The organism is Shinella sp. G-2, assembly GCF_050172695.1.
GTDB lineage: Bacteria > Pseudomonadota > Alphaproteobacteria > Rhizobiales > Rhizobiaceae > Shinella.
Genome location: NZ_JBBEYH010000028.1, coordinates 56,869 through 73,189 on the forward strand (window position 1 = coordinate 56,869; position 16,321 = coordinate 73,189).

General features: G+C 67.2%; 14 protein-coding genes. 6 read left to right on the top strand and 8 right to left on the bottom strand.

Annotation, left to right across the window (positions count from 1 at the left end):
* The first annotated feature begins 1 nt into the window (after position 1).
* The 3 genes from V8U06_RS25625 to V8U06_RS25635 all read left to right on the top strand — a co-directional run bounded on the left by V8U06_RS25625 (position 2) and on the right by V8U06_RS25635 (position 4,031).
* The gene (locus V8U06_RS25625) at positions 2-1,726 is read left to right on the top strand and encodes an acetyl/propionyl/methylcrotonyl-CoA carboxylase subunit alpha (protein ID WP_427143083.1); all 1,725 of its coding nucleotides are present in this window, start codon (positions 2-4) and stop codon (positions 1,724-1,726) included.
* Positions 1,727-1,816: 90 nt separating this feature from the next.
* The gene (gene aguA, locus V8U06_RS25630; RefSeq protein ID WP_427143084.1) at positions 1,817-2,929 is read left to right on the top strand and encodes an agmatine deiminase; all 1,113 of its coding nucleotides are present in this window, start codon (positions 1,817-1,819) and stop codon (positions 2,927-2,929) included.
* A gap of 10 nt (positions 2,930-2,939) precedes the next feature.
* On the top strand, positions 2,940-4,031 hold the full coding sequence (locus tag V8U06_RS25635) for a polyamine ABC transporter substrate-binding protein (RefSeq protein WP_427143085.1): 1,092 nt from the start codon (positions 2,940-2,942) through the stop codon (positions 4,029-4,031).
* Here V8U06_RS25635 and V8U06_RS25640 read toward each other — a convergent pair.
* Entirely contained in the window at positions 4,020-4,778 is a 759-nt protein-coding gene (locus V8U06_RS25640) for a helix-turn-helix transcriptional regulator (protein WP_427143086.1), read from the bottom strand. The two genes, V8U06_RS25635 and V8U06_RS25640, sit on opposite strands and share 12 nt — an antisense overlap.
* A gap of 160 nt (positions 4,779-4,938) precedes the next feature.
* Here V8U06_RS25640 and V8U06_RS25645 point away from each other — a divergent pair, with 160 nt between their 5' ends.
* Positions 4,939-7,503, top strand: a complete 2,565-nt coding sequence (locus V8U06_RS25645; RefSeq protein ID WP_427143087.1) for an AMP-binding protein — start codon at positions 4,939-4,941, stop codon at positions 7,501-7,503.
* A 10-nt stretch (positions 7,504-7,513) separates the two neighbouring features.
* On the opposite strand, the gene V8U06_RS25650 is transcribed toward V8U06_RS25645, so the two are convergent.
* The gene (locus V8U06_RS25650; protein ID WP_427143088.1) at positions 7,514-8,296 is read right to left on the bottom strand and encodes a MauE/DoxX family redox-associated membrane protein; all 783 of its coding nucleotides are present in this window, start codon (positions 8,294-8,296) and stop codon (positions 7,514-7,516) included.
* A 51-nt stretch (positions 8,297-8,347) separates the two neighbouring features.
* Between V8U06_RS25650 and V8U06_RS25655 the strand changes: the two genes are divergently transcribed.
* Positions 8,348-8,752 carry a MerR family transcriptional regulator gene (locus tag V8U06_RS25655; RefSeq protein ID WP_427143089.1) on the top strand — a complete coding sequence of 135 codons (405 nt, stop codon included), beginning with the start codon at positions 8,348-8,350 and terminating at the stop codon, positions 8,750-8,752.
* A 9-nt stretch (positions 8,753-8,761) separates the two neighbouring features.
* Positions 8,762-9,931 carry an ATP-grasp domain-containing protein gene (locus V8U06_RS25660; RefSeq protein WP_427143090.1) on the top strand — a complete coding sequence of 390 codons (1,170 nt, stop codon included), beginning with the start codon at positions 8,762-8,764 and terminating at the stop codon, positions 9,929-9,931.
* On the opposite strand, the gene V8U06_RS25665 is transcribed toward V8U06_RS25660, so the two are convergent.
* Genes V8U06_RS25665 through V8U06_RS25690 form a run of 6 tightly spaced genes read right to left on the bottom strand, consistent with a single transcriptional unit; the run spans position 9,916 to position 15,835 of the window.
* Entirely contained in the window at positions 9,916-10,905 is a 990-nt protein-coding gene (locus V8U06_RS25665) for a Rieske 2Fe-2S domain-containing protein (protein WP_427143091.1), read from the bottom strand. The genes V8U06_RS25660 and V8U06_RS25665 overlap by 16 nt on opposite strands.
* Positions 10,902-12,005, bottom strand: coding sequence for a GNAT family N-acetyltransferase (locus V8U06_RS25670; protein WP_427143092.1), 1,104 nt, complete (start codon positions 12,003-12,005; stop codon positions 10,902-10,904). Before V8U06_RS25670 ends, V8U06_RS25665 begins: the two co-directional genes overlap by 4 nt.
* Positions 12,002-13,273: a CoF synthetase gene (locus V8U06_RS25675; RefSeq protein ID WP_427143093.1), complete on the bottom strand. Its 1,272-nt coding sequence runs from the start codon at positions 13,271-13,273 to the stop codon at positions 12,002-12,004. The genes V8U06_RS25670 and V8U06_RS25675 overlap by 4 nt, the downstream gene beginning before the upstream one ends.
* Entirely contained in the window at positions 13,270-14,091 is an 822-nt protein-coding gene (locus V8U06_RS25680) for an MBL fold metallo-hydrolase (RefSeq protein WP_427143094.1), read from the bottom strand. The genes V8U06_RS25675 and V8U06_RS25680 overlap by 4 nt, the downstream gene beginning before the upstream one ends.
* On the bottom strand, positions 14,088-15,062 hold the full coding sequence (locus V8U06_RS25685; RefSeq protein ID WP_427143095.1) for an NAD-dependent epimerase/dehydratase family protein: 975 nt from the start codon (positions 15,060-15,062) through the stop codon (positions 14,088-14,090). Before V8U06_RS25685 ends, V8U06_RS25680 begins: the two co-directional genes overlap by 4 nt.
* 5 nt (positions 15,063-15,067) lie before the next feature.
* Positions 15,068-15,835, bottom strand: coding sequence for a 3-oxoacyl-ACP synthase III family protein (locus V8U06_RS25690; RefSeq protein ID WP_427143096.1), 768 nt, complete (start codon positions 15,833-15,835; stop codon positions 15,068-15,070).
* Between the last annotated feature and the right edge of the window lie 486 nt (positions 15,836-16,321).

The window sequence follows — 16,321 nt, forward strand, 5'->3', positions numbered from 1 at the left end:
CATGAAGAAAGTGCTGATTGCCAATCGTGGCGAGATCGCCGTGCGCATCCTGCGCGCCTGCCGCGACCATGGGCTCCAGTCCGTCGCCGTCTATGCCGATCCCGATGCGGACGCGCTCTTCGTCCGTCTCGCCGACGAGGCCTACGGGCTCGACGGCGTGCGGCCGGCAGAAACCTATCTCGATATCGACAAGCTGATCGCTATCGCCCGGCGCTCCGGCGCCGATGCGGTGCATCCGGGCTACGGTTTCCTCTCCGAGCGGGCGGAATTCGCTCAGGCCGTGCTCGATGCCGGCCTTACCTGGATCGGCCCCGACCCGAAGGTGATCACGGCGCTCGGCGACAAGGTCGAGGCGCGGCGCATCGCCCAGAGCGTCGGCGCGCCGCTCGTCGCCGGCAGCGACGGCCCGGTTTCCTCCGCCGCCGAGGTCATCGCCTTTGCCGAGCAGCACGGCCTGCCGGTCGCCATCAAGGCGGCGCATGGCGGGGGCGGGCGCGGCCTCAAGGTGGCCTGGAAGATGGAGGAGGTCGCGGACCTCTACGAATCTGCCGTGCGCGAGGCGACGGCCGCCTTCGGCCGCGGCGAATGTTTCCTCGAACGCTTCCTCGACAGGCCTCGCCACATCGAGGCACAGGTGATCGCCGACAAGCATGGCAATGTGCTGGTGCTGGGCACCCGCGACTGCTCGGCCCAGCGGCGCAACCAGAAGCTCATCGAAGAGGCGCCCGCGCCCTTCCTCTCGCCGGAACAGCGCGAGAAGATCCATGCCGCGGCCAAGGCGATCTGCGCCGCCGCCGGCTATTCCGGCGCCGGCACGGTGGAATTCCTGCTCGGCGTCGACGGCACGATCTCCTTCCTCGAGGTCAACACGCGCCTGCAGGTGGAACATCCCGTTACCGAGGAGACGACCGGCATCGACCTCGTCATCGAACAGTTCCGCGTCGCCGAGGGCGAGCGGCTTCGCCTTCTCGAAACGCCAGCCCCGCGCGGCCATTCCATCGAGTTCCGCATCAATGCGGAGGACCCCGGCCGCGGCTTCCTGCCGACGCCGGGCACGATCACCGTCTTCGACCCGCCGTCCGGTCCCGGTGTGCGCCTCGACAGCGGCGTCGTCAGCGGGTCCTCCATTCCCGGCGTCTTCGATTCGCTGATGGCCAAGCTGATCGTCACGGGCGCAACGCGTGAGGAGGCGATCCGCCGCGCCCGCCGGGCGCTGAAGGAGTTCCGCATCGAGGGTGTGGCGACGGTTCTGCCGTTCCACCGCGCCGCCATCGATACCGAGGACTTCGTCGGAACCGACGGCTTCAAGGTGCATACGCGCTGGATCGAGACGGATTTCGCGGCCATGCCCGAGGCCATGGCCCGGCCGGAACCGGCCGCCGATCCGTCGCTCGTCCGCACCCATCTCGAAATCGACGGCAAGCGCGTTTCGCTGGCGCTGCCGAGCCTGCTTCTCGCCGGTCTCGGCACGGCGGGGTCGGGCGCTGTTTCCGCCGGCGCGGCCAAGCCGGCGGAAAACGGCATCGCCGCCCCGGTTTCGGGTACGTTGCAGGCCTTCAAGGTCGCCGATGGCGCCGAGGTCGCCGAGGGTGAACTGGTGGCCATCATGGAGGCGATGAAGATGGAAACGCAGGTTCTTGCCCCCCGGGCCGGCCGCCTGCGCCTGCGCGTCAAGGAGGGCGACTACCTTCAGGCGGGCGACACGCTGATGGTGTTCGAGGGCTGAAGCCAGCCCTCCACCCGTCCCAAATGGGACATTGACCCGAAAGGGCTGCGCTTGCCTTAATCCGCCCCGGATTTTCATTCGGGGGACACGATGGTACGCACGCTCACAAGCACACCCAGGGCAGACGGTTTTCGCGCGCCGGGGGAATTCGAGCCCAAGTCCGGCTGCTGGCTGATCTGGCCGGAACGGCCGGACACCTGGCGGCTCGGCGCAAAGCCGGCGCAGAAGCTTTTCGCGCAGGTCGCGGCGGCAATCGCCGAGAGTGAACCCGTGACCATCGCCGTCTCCTCGCGCCAGTGGCTCAACGCCCGCGCCATGCTGCCGGAAAACGTGCGGCTGGTGGAAATGTCGACGGACGATTCCTGGCTGCGCGACAGCGGCCCGAACTTCGTCATCAACAACAGCGGCGAGGTGCGCGGCGTCGACTGGACCTTCAACGCCTATGGCGGCAATGACGGCGGCCTCTATGCACCGTGGAACCTCGACGATCTCGCGGCCCGCAAGGTGCTGGAAACGGAGCGCATGGATCGCTACCGCTCGACGTTGATCGCCGAGGGCGGCGGCCTGCAATGCGACGGCGAGGGCACGCTCATCACGACCGAGCAGTGCCTGCTCAACCCCAACCGCAACGGCCATCTCGGCAAGGCGGCGGTGGAGCAGCAGCTTTGCGATTATCTCGGACTGGAGCATGTCATCTGGCTGCCGCGCGGCTTCTGCTTCGACGAGACGGACGGCCATATCGACGACGTCTGCTGCTTCGTGCGACCGGGCGTGGTGGCCATGAGCTGGACGGAGGACCGCGACGATCCGCAATACGAGATCGTGCGCGAGGTGGAGGATGCGCTACGCTCGGCGCGCGATGCGCGCGGCCGGTCGCTGGAGGTGCACCGCATCTACCATCCGCGCCCCATCGAGATGACGGCCGAGGAGGCGGCAGGCGTCGACCAGGTCGACAGCACCTGGGCACGGCCGGCCGGCAACCGCATCGCCGCCACCTATATCAACTATTATCCCGGCAACAGCTCCGTCGTCGTGCCGCAATTCGACGACGAGACGCTGGACCGCGCCGCCAAGGCCAAGCTGGCCGAGCTCTTTCCGGAGCACCGCATCGTCGGCATCGAGAATTCCCGTGAAATCCTGCTCGGCGGCGGCAACGTCGCCTGCATCACCCTGCCGGTCTATGCCGGCCAGACGAAAGCCTGAGGAGAACGCCATGCGCAGAATGCTCGTCTCGGCCCTTGCCCTCGTTGCCGCCGTCGGCGGCGCGGCCGCGCAGGAGGAAAAGGTCGTCAACGTCTACAACTGGTCGGACTATATCGCGCCGGATACGGCGGAGAAGTTCGAGAAGGAGACCGGCATCCGCGTCGTCTACGACGTCTACGACGGCAACGAGGTGCTGGAAACCAAGATGCTGACCGGCGGTTCCGGCTATGACGTCGTCTATCCCTCCGCCTATCCGTTCCTCAAGAACCAGGTGAAGGCCGGCGCCTTCCAGCCGCTCGACAAGGCGGAGCTCTCCAACATCGGCAAGCTCGATCCGCAGGCGCTGTCGCTGATATCAGGCGCGGATCCGGACAATGCCAACGCCGTGCCCTATATGGCCGTTACCGACGGTATCGGTTACAATATCGCGGCCGTGAAGCAGCGCATGGCCGACGCGCCGGTCGACAGCTTCGCCATGATCTTCGATCCCGCCGTCGTCGAGAAATTCGCTGATTGCGGCGTGGCGATGATCGACGCGCCGGCCGAGATCATTCCCATGGCGATGAACTATCTCGGCATCGACCCGCATTCCACCAATCCGGACGACATCGCCAAGGTGGAAGAGCTGCTGCTGAAGGTGCGTCCGCACATCCGCTACTTCCATTCCTCGCGCTACATCAACGACCTCGCCAATGGCGACATCTGCGTTGTGCTCGGCTGGTCGGGCGATATCCTGCAGGCCAAGGCCCGCGCGGCGGAAAGCGAAAAGAAGCTGGAGATCGCCTACGCCATTCCGAAGGAAGGCACGCTGATCAATTTCGACACCATGGCGGTGCCGAAGGATGCGCCGCATCCGGAAAACGCGCTCGCCTGGATCGACTTCAACATGCGCCCGGAGATCGCGGCGGCCAATTCCAGCTATGTCTCCTATGCCAATCCCATCCCGGAATCGCTGCCGCTGATGGATCAGGCCGTGGCGAAGGATCCCGGCGTCTTCCCGCCGGAGGACGTGAAGGCCAAGCTCTTCGTCGTGGAATCGAGCGATGCAAAGCTCCTGCGCCTGCAGAACCGCATGTGGACGCGGATCGTCTCAGGGCAGTAAGGCGGCGGAAAGGTCGCCGCTCCGCGCGGCGGCCATCAGCTCGACCTGAGAGTGGATGCCGAGCTTGCGGTAGACCGTCTTGATGTGGTTACGCACGGTGCCGGGGGAAATGGCAAGGTCGCGTGAAATGCTCTTCGCGCAGCCGCCGTCGATGAGGAGAAGGGCGATCTGCCGCTCGCGGGCGCTGAGATCGGCAAACGACAGCGTGGTCTCCCCCGGCCGCCACTGCCGCCAGAGCCGTTCCAGCACGCGGCGGGTCGCCTCCGCCGTCGCCTCGGCCATGGCGATGTCATCCGGGCCGAAGGGGCGAGCGCCGCGCTGGCGCAGATAGGTGACGAAGCCGGCCGCGTTGCGGTCGAAATTGAACACGCCGGTGATCTCGTCGAAGCTGCCGGAGGGCTGGTAGAAGTCCCGGTAATAGGCGCTGGTGTGGAAATCTCCCTTGTCGAGGGCCGACAGCGGCAACAGGAAATCCTGCCGCGAGCCGGCGAAGCGCCGGAAGAACGGATCCTCGTGATACTTGCGGGTATCGTAATTGTGGTTCCAGCGGTCCGGGTCGCGCTCGTAGATGGTCATCGAGCTGCCGTCGCGCAGGTAAAGGCCGATATAGACCTGGTCGGAGGCGATGAGGCCGCGCGCGCCGGCCGTGAAATGGGCCGAGATTTCCTCGGGCAAGGTGGCGCTCACCGCAGCGGTGATGCCGCTGCTCCAGCGCTGGAGCTGCTCGAAGGTAAGGTTCGCCTGCATGTGGACAGGATAGACGGCGCCGCCGGGATTTCAAGCCGCCCACGAATGTGCGCATCGTGTGTAAAGCCCGGAAGATTTCTTGACATATTACCTCATGTTAAATTAAGCGCAGGGGCGATGCGGCCCGGTTCGGCCGCGCTGTGCCTGAGGCGTGCGGTCGATGTCCCTGTCTTTCATTGCGGCGTTCGAGGAACGGGGCGAGCGCCCGGCGCTCGTCTTTGCCGATGGCCGCACCATCAGCTATGGCGCATTGGCAAAGCGCATCGAAAGCCGCGCCGCCTTTCTCGGCAAGGGCCGGCGTCTTGTCGCCATCGAGGCCGGCACCTGCGAACACGCTATCGTGACCTATCTCGCGGCGCTTTCCGCCGGCCATGCCGTGGCGCTGCTACCGCCGGGCCAGGCGGCGGTTCTCGACGGTTTCTGCGCGGATTTCCGGCCGGAAACCGTCTGTCGCTTCGTCGGCGAACGCTGGCGCATGGACGCCGATATCCACTTCGACGCCGAGCGGCTCCATCCCGATCTTGCCCTCCTGCTCTCGACGTCAGGTTCGACCGGGGTCAGCAAGAGCGTCCGGCTTTCCGCCGCGGCGGTCGAGGCCAATGCACACGCGATTGCCTCCTATCTCGACCTTACGGCAGACGATCGCGGTCTGCTGGCGCTGCCGCTCCACTATTCCTACGGCCTTTCGGTGCTCAACGCGCATCTGGCGGTCGGCGCCAGCCTGTTCGTGCCGCGCCGTCAGGTGCTCGATGCGGGCTTTGCCGAAGACCTTGCGGCGCATGGCGTCACCACGATGGCCGGCGTTCCCTTCAGCTTCGACCTCTACGAACGCATCGGGCTGCGCGATCGCGATCTGCCGGCACTGCGTCTCATGACCGTCGCGGGGGGCCGGCTGTCGCCCGACCTCGTCACGCGCTATCGCCGTTACATGGAGGCGCGCGGCGGCCGGTTCTTCGTCATGTACGGCCAGACCGAGGCTGCGGCGCGCATCGCCTATGTGCCGCCGGAGCGACTGGCCGGCCATGAGGATTGCATCGGCCGGGCAATCCCCGGCGGCGCGCTCTCCATCCTCGGCCCCGATGAGGCGGAGATCACCCGGCCGGGCGTTTCCGGCGAACTCGTCTATCGCGGGCCGAATGTCATGATGGGTTATGCGGGCGGCCGGGGGGATCTTGCCCGCGGCCACGACATCGACCGCCTCAGGACCGGTGATCTCGCCGAAAGAACGGAAGACGGCTTCTTCCGCATCGTGGGACGGCTGAAGCGTTTTTCCAAGATCGCCGGGCTGCGCATCGCCCATGACGCGGTGGAGCAGGCGCTGGCACGCGAGGGGCTGGACGTGGCGGTCACCGGCACGGACAGCCGGCTCACCGCCTTTTTCACCGGCCCGGCCGGAGAGGAGCGGGTTCGGGCGCGGCTGGCGGCGGCAAGCGGGCTGACGCTTCTGCATGTCGATGCCCGGCGGCTCTCCGAGATCCCGCGCACGGAAAGCGGCAAGATCGACCACGCCGCCCTCGCCGCCATGGCGACCGGCGCGGAGCCGGCTTCGGCCGGCGTGCACGAGGCCTTCCGGCGCGCCTTCTTCCCCAACGCGGTTGCCGCGAAGGACAGTTTCGTTTCGCTGGGCGGCGATTCCCTGCGCTTCGTCGAACTCTCCCTCGGGCTGGAACGGGCGCTGGGCGCGCTGCCGGACGGTTGGGAGCGTATGAGCATCGGCGCGCTGGCCGCCTGCGAACCGCGCGCGGCAAGGCTGCCGCGGGTCGGCATCGACATTCCGATGCGCGTTTTCGCCATATTGCTCGTGGTGCTGCATCACGAAATGCTCTGGCCGATCCCCGGCGGCTCGGCGCTGATGCTGGTCCTTGTCGGCTTCTCGCTGGCGCGCTTCCAGCAGGCCAATTTCATTGCTGGCGACTGGCGGGCGCTGCTGCGGCCGCTCGCGACGGTGCTCGTGCCCTATGGGGTGCTGCTTGCCGGCTATGCGCTGGCCTGGGGCGATATTCCCTGGGCCTCGGTGTTCCTGACCGGCAATTTCGGCTTTGCCGATCCGGACCGGCACACGATGCTGCCCTATCTCTACTGGTTCGTGGAACTTTTCACGCAGATCCTGCTGCTCTTCGCAGCGCTTTCCTTCGTGCCGCGGGCGCGGGCGGCGGTGGCGCAAAATGCCTTTGCGGCGGGGCTTTGCATGCTTGGCTTTGCGGTCGCCCTGCGTTTCCTGGCGCCGTCTCTCATCGACATCGGCAATCGGCAGATCTTCACGCTCTACTGGAACCTGCATCTCGTCGCCTTCGGCTGGTGCGCCTGCCTTGCGCCGGGGCGGCGCGGCAAGGCCTTGCTGGCGGGGCTGGCGGGCGGCCTGTTCTTCGTGCTCGGCTTCGTCGATGGCGTTTGGATCGGCACGACGATCAAGTATCTCGTCGTTTTCGGCGGGTTTCTCGCTCTTCTCTACGGCCCGGCCATGCCGGTGCCGCGCTGGCTGTTTTCGCTGTTGATGCCGCTGGCGGCGGCGAGCTACCACATCTATCTGTTCCACCGGCTGGTGCCGGATGTGCTGATGGTGCCGCTGCACGGAACCGGCATTGCGCCGATGCTCTTCCATGTCACGGCCATCGTCGGCGGTCTTGCGGCAGGTATGCTTGCCTGGTCGCTTCAGCGGACCATCGTGCGCGGCCTCTCCACCTGGCGCATGAAAGCGCCGGAATGGAAACCGGCGCTTTCCTGATTGCGTCTGCCTACATGGCGTGGAGGCCGGTATAGCCGAGCGCGGCGGCGGCCATCCACACGGCCATGGCGATCATCATCAGGTTCTCCGTCAGCGAGATGAAGCCGAGCGGGACGTTGCTCGCACCGCCGACGCAGGCGCATTTCAATTCACGCTTGTCGATATAGACCGCCTTGAACACCGAAGCCGCGCCGATCGTGCCGATGAAGAGGGCGATCGGGACCGACAGCCAGGTGAGAGCGCCCGCTACCATCAGCACGCCGGCAAGGCCCTCGGCATAAGGGTAGATGTAGCTGTAGGGCACCCAGCGCTTGGCGAGCAGGTCGTAGTTGAGGAACATGGTCGCGAAGCTCTCGACATTCTGCAGCTTGAGCAGGGCGAGCACGACCATCGAGAAGGCGATGAACCACTCCGCCGCCCGCAGCGTGAAGGGCGAGCCGCTGACGGCATAGCTTGCCGCCATCGCGGTCAGCGCCGTCAGGGCGAAGAGCACGATAACGGGGCGATAGGTGGTGGCCTTCGGGTCGGCGACCGGCTTGCCGAGGTAACGGCGCAGGTCGTCGTAACCGCCGACGCGCGCGCCGTCGATGAAGACCTGCGGCGTGGTGGCAACGTCATGCTCGGCCTTGAAGGCGTCCGTCTCCTCGCGGGTCGTCAGGTGGCGGTCATCGACCGCGTAGCCCGCGCGGCGCAGGAGGTCCTTCGCCTTGAGGCCATAGGGGCAGGTGTGGTTCGCCATCACCATGCGGTAGAGAATGGCCTTGGGGCCGGCATTGTGCACTTTGTCCAACATCTCACGTCTCCTGTCTTGTGAAACCGTTGGCAGGACTATAGGTTCCGTACCATGGTACGGAGTCAACACCCTGAAGAGCTGACGATCGGAAAATTTGCGGCGGCGGCGAATGTCGGCGTCGAGACCGTGCGTTTCTACCAGCGTCGCGGCCTGCTTTCGACGCCGAAACGGATCGAGGGTATCCGCCGCTATGGCGAGGCGGACGTGTCGCGCCTGCGTTTCATCCGCCAGGCGCAGGCGGCGGGCTTCACGCTGGAGGAAATCCGCCAGCTTCTGGCGCTCGATTCCGGCGAGGATCGCGCGGCGGCGCGGCAGATGGCGGCCAGGCGCCTTGCCGAACTCGATGCGCGCATGGAGGAGTTGCAGCGGGCGAAGATATCCCTGCAGAAGCTGGTTTCGGAATGCGCGGCCGGCAAGACCGGCCCGTGCCCCATCCTGAAATCCTTTGAAGTCTGAACGGTCGCCATGACAGCGCCCGTCCCGTCCGTCCTGATCACCGGCGCCCGGGCGCCCGTCGCGCTGCATCTTGCCCGGCTGTTCCACGGCGCCGGCTGGCGGGTGGTGCTGGCCGATACGCCGGCCGCTCCGCTTTCGGCCGCAAGCCGCGCCTGCGCCGCCTATGTCCGCCTGCCGCCGCCGCGCTTCGCGTTCGAGGCCTATGGCGATGCCCTCGACGTCCTTGTCGTGCGGGAAAACATTTCGCTGGTGCTGCCGACCTGCGAGGAGGTGTTCTATCTCGCGCGCGTCTGGCAGGAACGCCGCCCGGCTGCGCGGCTCCTCACGCCCAATACCCGCCTCCTCCAGCGCGTGCACGACAAGTTCGCCTTCATCGGCCTTTGCGAGACGCTTGGTCTTTCCGTTCCGCACACCCGCCTCCTGGCAACGAAGGAGGATGTGGCGGCCGTCCGGGCGGAGGCGTCGAGCCTCGTCTTCAAACCGGTCTGGTCGCGTTTCGCCAGCCATGTCCTCGTCCGCCCGTCTCCGGAAGCGCTCGACCGACTGGCGCCGAACCGGGAAGCGCCCTGGGTTGCGCAGCAATTCCTGCCCGGCGAGGAATTGAGCGTCTATGCCGTGGCACGGGAAGGGCGGCTGGTGGCGTTTTCGCTCTATCGCTCGCTCTATCGGGCGGGCAAGGGAGCCGGCATCTGCTTCGAGCCGGTCGAGGACGCCGCCGCGCGGGACTTCGTTACCCGGTTCGTCGCGGGAACAGGCTGGACCGGGCAGATTTCCTTCGACCTGATGCGTATGGCCGACGGCCGGGTCCTGCCGCTGGAATGCAATCCGCGGGCGACGAGCGGGCTGCATTTCTTCCGGGACCCGCACGGTTTCGTCTCGGCTGTCACCGGTGAAACGGAGGCCGTTGCGCCCGACGTGACCCGGCCGCAGACGGTGCGCCTTGCCCTCTGGCTTTATGGTCTGCCGGAGGCTCTCAGGGCCGGCGATCTCGGCCGCTTCCGCCACGCTCTCGGCGTGGCCGAGGAGCTTCTCGACTGGTCGGGCGATACCGCCCCGAGGCGCGCGCAATGGCGGGCGCTCGGCGAGATCGCGGCGCTGGCGCTACGTCATCGCATTTCCCTGCAACGGGCCTCCACCCGCGATATCGAGTGGGACGGGCCGGATCAAAGATCGATATAGGTCGTCTCGGGTTTCTCGGCGACGGGCGGCAGGGTGCCGGCAAGGATCGCCTCGATGCTCCGGCGCAGGAAATCGAGCGGCCCAACCACGGGCGTCGCGCCGGGCCAGTAGGTCGCGTTGCGGCTTGCCGAGGTCAGCACACGGCGATCCTGTTCCAGCGCGATGCGGAACATTGGGCGGAAGGCATAGGATTTGAGGTGGTCGAGAATGCCGTTGCGCGGTCCGATCAGGCAGCCGATGCCGTCCACCTGGTCCTCGGCCGCCTGGCGAAGATGAAAGGTCGTGGCCAGCACCAGCCCCTTCGGCCCCCAATATTCCAGCTCGGCAATGCCGGGGGAACGGAAGCGGCCGATGGTCTTGACCCGCGCGCCCTCCAGCAGCCGGCTGATGAGGCCGTCCTGATGCTCCTCGCCCGTGTAGCACGCTTCCACCCAGCCGGGGCCGCCGCTGATGTCGACGCGCACCCGCTGCCGTCTGGTGCTGAGGCCGCGCAGCAGACCCTTGTGGGTGAAATGCGTATGGGTGGCGTCGAGGATGTTTTCGGCCGTGTCGATCAGCGTCGAGCGCGTGCTGCTGCGCACCAGCCGCAGGATGATGTTCTGGCCCTCCGCACAGTGGAGATAGGGTGCACCGTTCGGATCGCCCTTGGCGAGAAAGACCACGCCATCCTTTTCAACGGTCCGGTAGCGGGGCACGCGGTAGCCGGGAATATCACCCGCATGGCCGGGAATGGCGGTGCAGGCGCCGGCGGCGTTGAAGCGCCAGCCGTGATAGGGGCATTCGATCTCGCCGCCCACCACCTTGCCGGTCGAAAGCTCGACCAGCCGATGCGGGCAACGGTCCTGCAAGGCCGCGATCTCCCCGCTCGAACGGAACAGCACCACGGGCTGGCCGGAAAACAGGATGCGGAGCGGCTTCGTGCGGATATCGGCCGCGAGCGCGACGGCATGCCAGCAATCGGGGAAAGAGGTCATAGGTCGAAGGCCTTCAGGAGAGGGATGCCGATGTGGCGGAGAAGCGCTTCCATCACGCGGACCGCGAGGCGCTGCTTGAAGGGAAGGTGCGCCACGTAGACCGCGCTGTATTCGATGATGGGCTCGGCTCCGCGCAGGCGTTTGAACTTGCCGGCGCCGGCGCTCATGTTGAAGAAGAGGTTCCGCTCCGTGGCGATAGCCTGCCCCGTCGCCATGACCAGCCGGTACAGCCCATCCTTTGCCGGCAGGCCGGTATCGTAGCCGACGATCGGCTGCGTCAGCGTCCGGCCATTGGCGAAGAAGCCGGAAACGGCGGCAAGCCGCCCCTCGCCGTCGCGAAAGCCGATGAGATTGAAGAGGCCGCGCTGGTGCATCTCGCGGATATAGCGGGCGGTGTATTGCGGGTTCAACGGCGTGTATTTGTCGAGATAGAGCAGCTTGTAGAGATCGGCCGCCCGCTCGTAATCCTCCGGCGTGAAGGTCTCGCCCGAAGCGAAGCGATAGGCCGTGCGCCGAAGAAGCGTCCGGTCGTAACCCATGTTCTGCGTTTTGCGGGCGTCGCCGGAAAAGAGATAGATCCGCCGTGCCGCCAGCATCCGGAAGCCCGAGGCCTTAAGACTTTCCATGGTGTCGGCGTCGGCGCGCGCATTGAGCGAGCGGATGACGATGGCCCGGTCCGGGAACTGGCCGGTCAATCGCTCCACCAGCGCGCGGGCGGCGGAGGGGCCGATGGCGGGCACGGGATTGGTGGAGAGAAGCCAGTTGTTCACCTGGACCTGATGGTCGAGGCCGCTCGCGGCAAGCAGGGGCGCTGCGGCGCGGATCAGTGCCTGCACGACCCGCCGCACCATGGGCGAGCGGGCGAAATTGCGCGTCTCGTCGATGGCATAGTCGATATAGGTGCTGCTCGGACAGCAGATGTAACAGGTCGGCGCGTCCTGCCGGTCATTGAGGGTAAGCGGAAAGGCGCGCCCCTCGATCTCGATGGAAGAGACCGTCGTCGTCAGGTTGGCGATCAGCGTCTCCACCGGATGATCGGCGAAGAGGCCGGCAAAGCGGCGGACCATCTCCGGCGCGTTGCGAACGTTTCCCTCGCTCATGACCTGGCCCCGGGACGATAGCGGCATTCCACACGCCGGAGCTTGCGGTGCGGCTCGAAGACCATCGCCTCTCGCCGAACGGTGACCTGCGGGGCGAGCGCACGCGCGGCGAAGAGTTGGACAAGCGCAGCGGATGCCGCCCGTGCGCTGGCCTCCGGCAGGTCCGGCTGAAGAAGCAGCACGATCTCCTCGCGGTCCTCGCGCCGGATGCGGAAATCGGCAATGTCGCGCGCGGCATCGAGCACCGCGTTGCGCATGACATCCGGCGTCACGAGGACGCGGGCGCCATCCGCCCGGTCGAAGACGAAGACATCGTCCAGGCGGCCGACGATCTCATCCACCGCCTGCAGCGGCGAGCCACAGGGGCAGGGCCGGTCCGACAGGCGCAGGAGATCGTTCATGCGATAGCGGGCCATGATCTGGAAGCGGCGGCGGAACCCCGTCACCAGCGGCGAGACCAGCCCGCCCGCCATCGGCTCGAACTCGAAGACATTCGCATCCTCCGCCAGATGCAGGCGGCCGTGGCGGCAGGAAACCGCGAAAAGCCCCTCGGTCGCCATGTAGATCTCACCGAGCCTGAGCCCGAAACGCGCCTCGATGGCCATACGGTCGATCGGATCGAGCGTCTCGGCGCCGACAAACAGCCGCCGCGGGGCAAGCTCGTTGGCGTGCTCCGCCAGATGGCGCAGCACGCGTGGCGGCGCGACGATGGTGGTGGGCGCGAAGGCCCCCAGCGTCGGCAGCAGGCTTTCAAGGCCGCGCCGCAGGTCGAAGAACTGGAGCCGCAGCAGGCGGGACCGGTTGGCGCCGTCGTAAAGCGCGGAATTCTGCGGCAGGATGACCGCGACCCGCTCGTGCTGCACGAGAAAGCGCGGCAGGGCCTTGGCGAGGATGGTGCCGAGCCAGCGATGCTGTTCGGCCGGGGTGATGGCATAGAGGGTGCGGTTGCCGCTCGTGCCGGTGCTGGCGCCGATGCTGACGCCGGCATGGCTACCGGTCGTCTCATAGGCCCGCCAGCCTGCCTCGGCCGTGATGCGCCCCCGGTTGAAGGCCGCGAAATCGGCCATGACGGTCGCCTTGTCGATGATCGGCAGGGTTTCCAGTCGCGGCGGAGCATCGCGATAGAAATCCACGCCCGGAAGATCGCGGGCGAGCCAGCGCTGCAGCGTCCGCGCCTGCCAGCGTTCGAAATCCGCGCGCGCCCGGCCGGTGCGCGTCGTCCACAGGGTCTGCGCGAAGGCCGCCGCGATCTGGCCGAGGCCGGTCATGGCCGGACCTCCGACAGGTCGTAGGGGCTCTGCCCCGGGTCGTGGCAGAGCAGCACGTCGCCGCCCGCCTGCCTGAAGGCGAGGACGCGGCGGGCGCTTTCGGCGAGCGCCTGCCGGTCGTTGGCGATCAGGCTGGCCGGGAAGCCGGGCTGCCGTTCCTCAGGCAGGGCGGCGAGAAGCCATTGCGTGTCGACGGCATAGAGAAGCGGCACGGGCAATGCCGCAAAGCAGAGGCCGTAATGGCCTTCCGCATGGCCGGGAAGATCGATGGCGAGGACGCTTCCGTCGCCGAACAGGTCTCGCCCTCGGCCAAGACCGAGCGGGGCGTCCCGGAGCGCAAAGCCGTCGACGTCGGCGGCGCGTGCGGCAAGCCCTTTGGGCAGCAGTTCGGCGAAGACGCCGTGGTTGAGGTTCTGCCAGAGACCGCGGTTTTCGACCTGCGCCAGCAGTCCTGTCTTGGCGATGATCCGCGCCTGCGGAAAGAGGTCGAGCGTCGAGACGTGGTCGGCGTGAACATGGGTCAGGACGACCACGGCGACATCGGCCGGCGTTGCGCCGAGCTGCCGGAGCACGGCCTCCGGCTGGCCGTCCTCCACGAGCTTCGGGCCGAAGAGGGCATTGTAGAGCCGGAGGGCGAGACTGCGCGCACCCCTGACGACCCGCGGCCCATAGCCGGCGTCGACCAGCACCAGACCGGCCTCGGGGTGGCGGAAGAGACCATAGCGTACCTTGAGCGGCAGGCTCCGCCAGCGCCCTTTGCGCAGGACCAGCCGCTCGGGCGCTGTGACGAAGGCGCTGTTGGCGAAGATCGGCTTCATTGCCCGCCTCCAAGTGTCATGGCGAGGCCTTGCGCGAAGGAAATTTTCGGCTGCCAGCCGAGCACCCGTTTCGCCTTGGCGATGTCGAGGCTCTGGCGAAAGGCGAAGAGGCCGAGCGTATAGGGCGTTACCAGCGGCTCCTTCGGCATGGGACGGGCGAGGCTGGCGGCATAGGCAAGCCGCGCGGCGAGCATCGCCGGCCCGAAGGGCACGCGGCGCCAGCGTACGGGCTCGCCGAGCGCTGCGCAGGTCCGCTCGACGATGTCACGCACCGCCAGCGGTTCGCCGCCGGAGATGTTGAAGGTTTCCCCCGAAAGGGCCGGATCGGGCGAGAGAGCCGCTGCGATGGCCGTGACCACGTCGTCGACATGCGTCAGGTCGATGGACGCCACACCGCCCCGCAGCAGCGGCAGGGGCCCTCGCCGGGCGGCGGCGATGAGGCGCGGCAGCAGGGTTTCCTCGCCTGCGCCGTAGATGCCGCGCGGCCGCAGATTGACGGGGCCGAGATCGGTGCGCGCCAGCACCAGCCGCTCCGCCTCCGCCTTGGTTCGTGCATAGGCATTGATCGGGGGCGGCAACGGCGCGGTTTCGCCGACATTTTCCTTGTCCTTCAGCTCGAAATAGACGGTCGGCGAGGAAATGTTGACGAAGCGGCGGGCGCCGAGCCTTGCGGCCAGCTCGAGCGCATTGCGCGTGCCCTCGACATTGGCGGCGCGGAAGGCGGAAAGCCGTCCCCAGGGAGAGGAAAGCGCCGCGCAGTGAACGACGGCATCCAGCCTGCCGATACGGTCGGCAAGCTGCGGGTCGGGTTGCGAAAGATCGGTACGGAGCGTTGTGAAGCCGGCTGCCGTCAGGCGATCGCAGCGCGCGGCGTCCCGGCCAAGCGCCACGGGATCGCACCCTCTGCTGCGCAGATGGCGAAGAAGCGCGCCGCCGAGAAAGCCCGTTGCGCCGGTGACGAGCACGCGCATCCCGCTCACACCTCGATGGCCATGCCGCCGAACGAAACACCGGCGGACGTACCCAGGAGCAGCAGCTTGGCGCCGGGCCCGATGCGGCCGTCTTGCCAGGCGATATCGAGCGCGGTCGGGATGGAGGCGGCGATCTGGTTGCCGAGCCGCGCGGCGATGTCGACGACGCGACTGCGCGCCATGCCGGTGTGCTGGACCATATGCTCCAGCGCCAGCGGACTTGCCTGGTGCGGCACGACGAGGTCGACATCGCCGCGCGACCAGCCGGCCGCTGCGAGCAACTGTTCGACGAAGGGCGGGAAATGGCGATGCGTGACACGAAACAGCGCCTTGCCGTCCATGTGGAAGAGGGCATGGGCGGCGAATCGCACGGGCTCGCGGTGGAAATCGAACCGCGTGCCGCCGGCGCCGATCTCGCAGGCCTCGTAGGCGGACGGGTAGCTGCGCAGGAGGCTGGCGCGGATGCCGGAACGGCCATCGGGCGCCGGCAGGAGCACGGCCGCCGCCGCGCCGTCGCCGAAAAGCGCCGCGACGTCGGGCTGGTCCTGCCAGGGCAGGGCGCGCGAGGCGACTTCGGCGGAGAAGACAAGCGCGGCGCGGCTCTGGCCGAGCGCGATCCGGCCGGCGGCAAGTTCCAGCGCGGTCAGGAAGCTGAGACAGGTGGCGTTGACGTCGTAGGCCGCCGCCGCCCCATCGGCCATGCCGAGCCGGCGCATGACGAGCGGCGCCGTCGCGGGCAGCGGCTGGTAGGGCACGCCGCAGGCGCCGAGCACGAGGTCGATGTCTTCGAGGGGGACGCCCGCCTGTGCGATGGCGCGCTCGGCGGCGCGAACGGCGAGGTCGATCTGGTCCTCGTCGGTGCAGACATGGCGGCTCTCGACACCGGTGAGCCGTTGCAGGTGTCCCGGATCGAAGCCGAACCGGCGATCCAGCGCCGCTGAGGTCAGGACGGTCTGCGGCAGGGCGTGACCGGTTCCTGCTATGCGAATGGGAAGAATGGCTGCATCTCCGGTTGCGATGGATCGACGGCCTGCATCGTCCCCCGTTCCGCGTCAGGGACGACGCACCGCCTTTGCGATAGAAAGACGGCTGCGCCCTTCCGAATATTCCTTCGCCGCAGGCGTTGCAACGTTTGCGCCCACCCTCTTAACGCTCTGTTGGTTGTGTCTTGCAACCTGCATTTAGGAGTCCCGCGCTAGGTCGGATCGACATTCAAGATTCCCAAATCGGCTGATTGCTGATTCATAGGTTACCGTGTT